The organism is Chamaesiphon sp. OTE_75_metabat_556 (assembly GCF_031378165.1).
In the GTDB taxonomy this organism is placed as follows: Bacteria; Cyanobacteriota; Cyanobacteriia; order Cyanobacteriales; family Chamaesiphonaceae; genus Chamaesiphon.
This window is the reverse complement of the sequence record NZ_JANNDR010000494.1, coordinates 1-2932: the sequence shown is the minus strand read 5'-3', so window position 1 is coordinate 2932 and position 2932 is coordinate 1. Positions and strand designations below refer to the sequence as shown.

The window sequence follows — 2932 nt, the reverse complement described above, 5'->3', positions numbered from 1 at the left end:
TACTGTCTCATATGATAAAGGTAGAACTTTAAGATACATTGATATGGTGTTAAAGTTGCCGAACATCAATCGAGAGTTTCGTTCTAGACTAGAACAGGTGAAATATTGCCTGGATCACTATCAACAAGCTAGATATAAAGCTCTACCTCCGCTTAGTGAATTCCTAGTGCAGGAGAGAGATATTTTGCTTGGTGACTTCCTAACGCGGAAGAGAGATAGTTTACCTGGGCATGAATATAGCTCTGAAGATATTGATTTATTGAGTCAATATTATGTAGCTAATGACACTCTTGTTTATTGCATTAGCAGTAGTAATGTTAGCGATAGAGTCCGCCAGGAAATCAAAGAAACGTTATTATTGCCAATATCAGAACATCAATAATTAAAAAATTAGGGTGCATCAAATAGGAGTTGCTACCCTAATTTTTTGATTAAATGGGATAAAGTTTCCGCAACTGTGGCACGGCATCCCACCACGGAATCGGGTGCGGATAATCCTTGATAGTAATAAACACCCCAAAGAAATTGTGAATCGAACTGTAGAGCATGTCATAGATCCCACCAGCCACCTTCAACCGTTGCAGATAATCGAGCGTCGCCTCATCGATCGGATTTTGCTCTTGGGATAGAGTAGCGGCAATATCGGGAAATCGCTTCATCAGAGCGGTCTTAACTGGCTCTGGCGCAGCTTTAGACTCTGCTTTGGCCGTATTAGTCATCGGTGTCCATTTCTTGAGGTAATTGACAAATACGCCCGCTTTAGCTTTCGACCAGGTTTGTTTCTGGGTATAGGTAATCGCATCTTCGATCGCCCGAACTGGATACTTCTTCAGGGCATGGAGAACATCGGCTAATTTAATATCGATCGCATTCAACCGGAATTCGATCCGATCGTACCATTGGGGCGTTTTGCTGGCGGTTTCGGGGTTGGTTTGAGGTTGAGGGGGAAAGGGGAAAGGGGAAGGGGTAACGGGTTTACCCAAACCCATATTGGCGATGACGTTGCTGATCGAGGAAGCTCCTGATTTGGTACTGCGGCTTTCGATTGCGCTGGGCGCAGGCTTCGCCAACGGCGGTTGTGCGGGTAAGGAGGGGGCAGGGGTAAAGGTGTTGCTTCTAGTTCTGGCTCTGGTTGCGGGGGTGCGGATACTGTGACGATTTCGACTGCTGGAACGGTGGTAGCTTCTGGGGTGGGATTGTTGCCCAAACCGAGCTTTGAGACGATCGTGGTAACGGACTCTACCGACTGGGCGACGAGTTTAACGTGGGCTTCGACGATCGCTAGGGCGAGTTCGCCAGCTTTGGTGAGGGTATCGATCGCTCTGGAAACAGTGCGGTGATGGTATTTGAGTTGTTTGGCTGCCTGCTTGGGCACGATCTGTAAACCCTGTCCGAACGGGTCGAGGGTCTTGATATAGCAATAAACCGTTACAACTGAGGGGGAATATTTGCATTCGCGAAAATGGATGACTTCGGTAGTAGTCAAGCGATAGAAGCGATCTGAGGCTTTGAGATCGGCAAAAAATTCCCCAGCGGGGGATGGCAAGATGCAGCTTTCCATAGGATAATTTGAGGTAACTATTTTTCGATGCAAATCGAGCAAATCCACCGTTTGGTGGTCGAGAGAGGGGGTGGTACCCCTCTTTCGCTTTTTATATAGCTCGATTCACATAAATTACTTGTATCACAATTTGGTTTGGTTTCGACAGTCTTTTCAAAAAGTTAACCAAACTTAAAATGCGATCCCCTAATTTTAGTAGATCTGTTTTTTTCTTTTATTAGTCTAGTTATAGTGCAACCAAAACCCAGAGATGGCAAGGGTTTAAGGCATTGAGTGAGGACAGTTCGATCCGGTGCGTGACAAGTCGATCCCTAATTGGGATCGCTTGGTTTTTGGGGTGGATTGATCGATGTTAATATGGGATTTTTTGAGGTAGTAATAGTTAGGAAGTTTAGATTTTATCGAACCACTTACGATCGATCTCGACCCGTTGACGCGATCGTCTATCGACAGACTGGCTCGCTGTTGGCCTCCGATTTTCTCCCCAACTCCCGATCTAACAGCACGATTTCCCTAATCGCCGCTCTAGAGTCGATCGTACTGTAGCCACCCGTATGTTGATTGACAACCTCCAATACCATATCTGGCCGCTCGCTATTCTCAGCAAAATACTGGTAACTTACCGAGTCATTATCGCCAAAACAGCCAAATACAGCGACCTCAATCCGCCCGTTATTGAGTTGACGAACGATCTTAAAGCCTTTAGCCTGTATGGGATCGGAATTTTCCGAGAAAACACGCTCGCACACAAACGGCTCGATCTGGCACCTGAACTTAGTATCGGTCAGAATATAGTAGTCTTCGATGATGGAAATAATGTCGTAGATTTCGGGATGGTGCATATTTTTATCCAAGTAAAATTCGCTTACAGTTGATGCACCAACGATCGAGCTAAAGTTTAGCTTTACTTTATTTTAAATCTAGTCGCAGCGATATCGCTCTTAATTACTGCATTAAACACTGAATGCAGTAATTAAGTAATTGCTTGTCGATCGAACCACTGGTGAATAGTAAACAGTCAATCCCAATATTGACCTACGATTCTCTTATCAGAGAGGCTTCGCCAACGAGTAATCCCATCACCCCATCCCCCTCATGACAGTCACCCCATCCCCCACCCCCGTCCTAGTGACACAACGCGCCGATCGGGTGTGGATTGCTAAATTATTAACCTGGGCAGGCTTTTCAGTTGAAGGCACCAGTCGCGAAGATGCCCTATCGAAACTCGTTGGCGAAGCCTGCGCCCAGCGCAATCGACAAGTCAAAGCACAGCTAGCCGATGGCGAGATCGCCTACTTAGACTTGCCATTGGCACCAACCAACAACCCCTGGCTGGCGATCGCGGGGAAATACCAAGACGATCCGAATTGG

The 2932-nt window shown here is 46.4% G+C and carries 3 protein-coding genes and 2 pseudogenes; 2 read left to right on the top strand and 3 right to left on the bottom strand.

The window, feature by feature from the left end:
* Positions 1-382, top strand: a pseudogene (locus RMO27_RS19825) (hypothetical protein); the annotation flags it as partial.
* A 49-nt stretch (positions 383-431) separates the two neighbouring features.
* Here RMO27_RS19825 and RMO27_RS19820 read toward each other — a convergent pair.
* From RMO27_RS19820 to RMO27_RS19810, 3 genes are all read right to left on the bottom strand, one after another.
* On the bottom strand, positions 432-875 hold the full coding sequence (locus RMO27_RS19820) for a hypothetical protein (protein WP_309735777.1): 444 nt from the start codon (positions 873-875) through the stop codon (positions 432-434).
* The gene (locus RMO27_RS19815) at positions 872-1561 is read right to left on the bottom strand and encodes a hypothetical protein (protein ID WP_309735775.1); all 690 of its coding nucleotides are present in this window, start codon (positions 1559-1561) and stop codon (positions 872-874) included. The genes RMO27_RS19820 and RMO27_RS19815 overlap by 4 nt, the downstream gene beginning before the upstream one ends.
* Before the next feature lie 443 nt (positions 1562-2004).
* A complete protein-coding gene (locus RMO27_RS19810; protein WP_309735773.1) occupies positions 2005-2403 on the bottom strand; it encodes a hypothetical protein in 399 nt (132 codons plus the stop codon).
* Between the two features lie 253 nt (positions 2404-2656).
* On the opposite strand from RMO27_RS19810, the pseudogene RMO27_RS19805 reads away from it, so the two are divergent.
* A pseudogene (locus RMO27_RS19805) lies at positions 2657-2932 on the top strand (hypothetical protein); the annotation flags it as partial.

What these genes read in the sequence shown, in the direction of transcription:
- RMO27_RS19815 (WP_309735775.1), bottom strand. Translation starts at nt 1,561, where the DNA reads ATGGAAAGCTGCATCTTGCCATCCCCCGCTGGGGAATTTTTTGCCGAT.
- RMO27_RS19810 (WP_309735773.1), bottom strand. Translation starts at nt 2,403, where the DNA reads ATGCACCATCCCGAAATCTACGACATTATTTCCATCATCGAAGACTAC.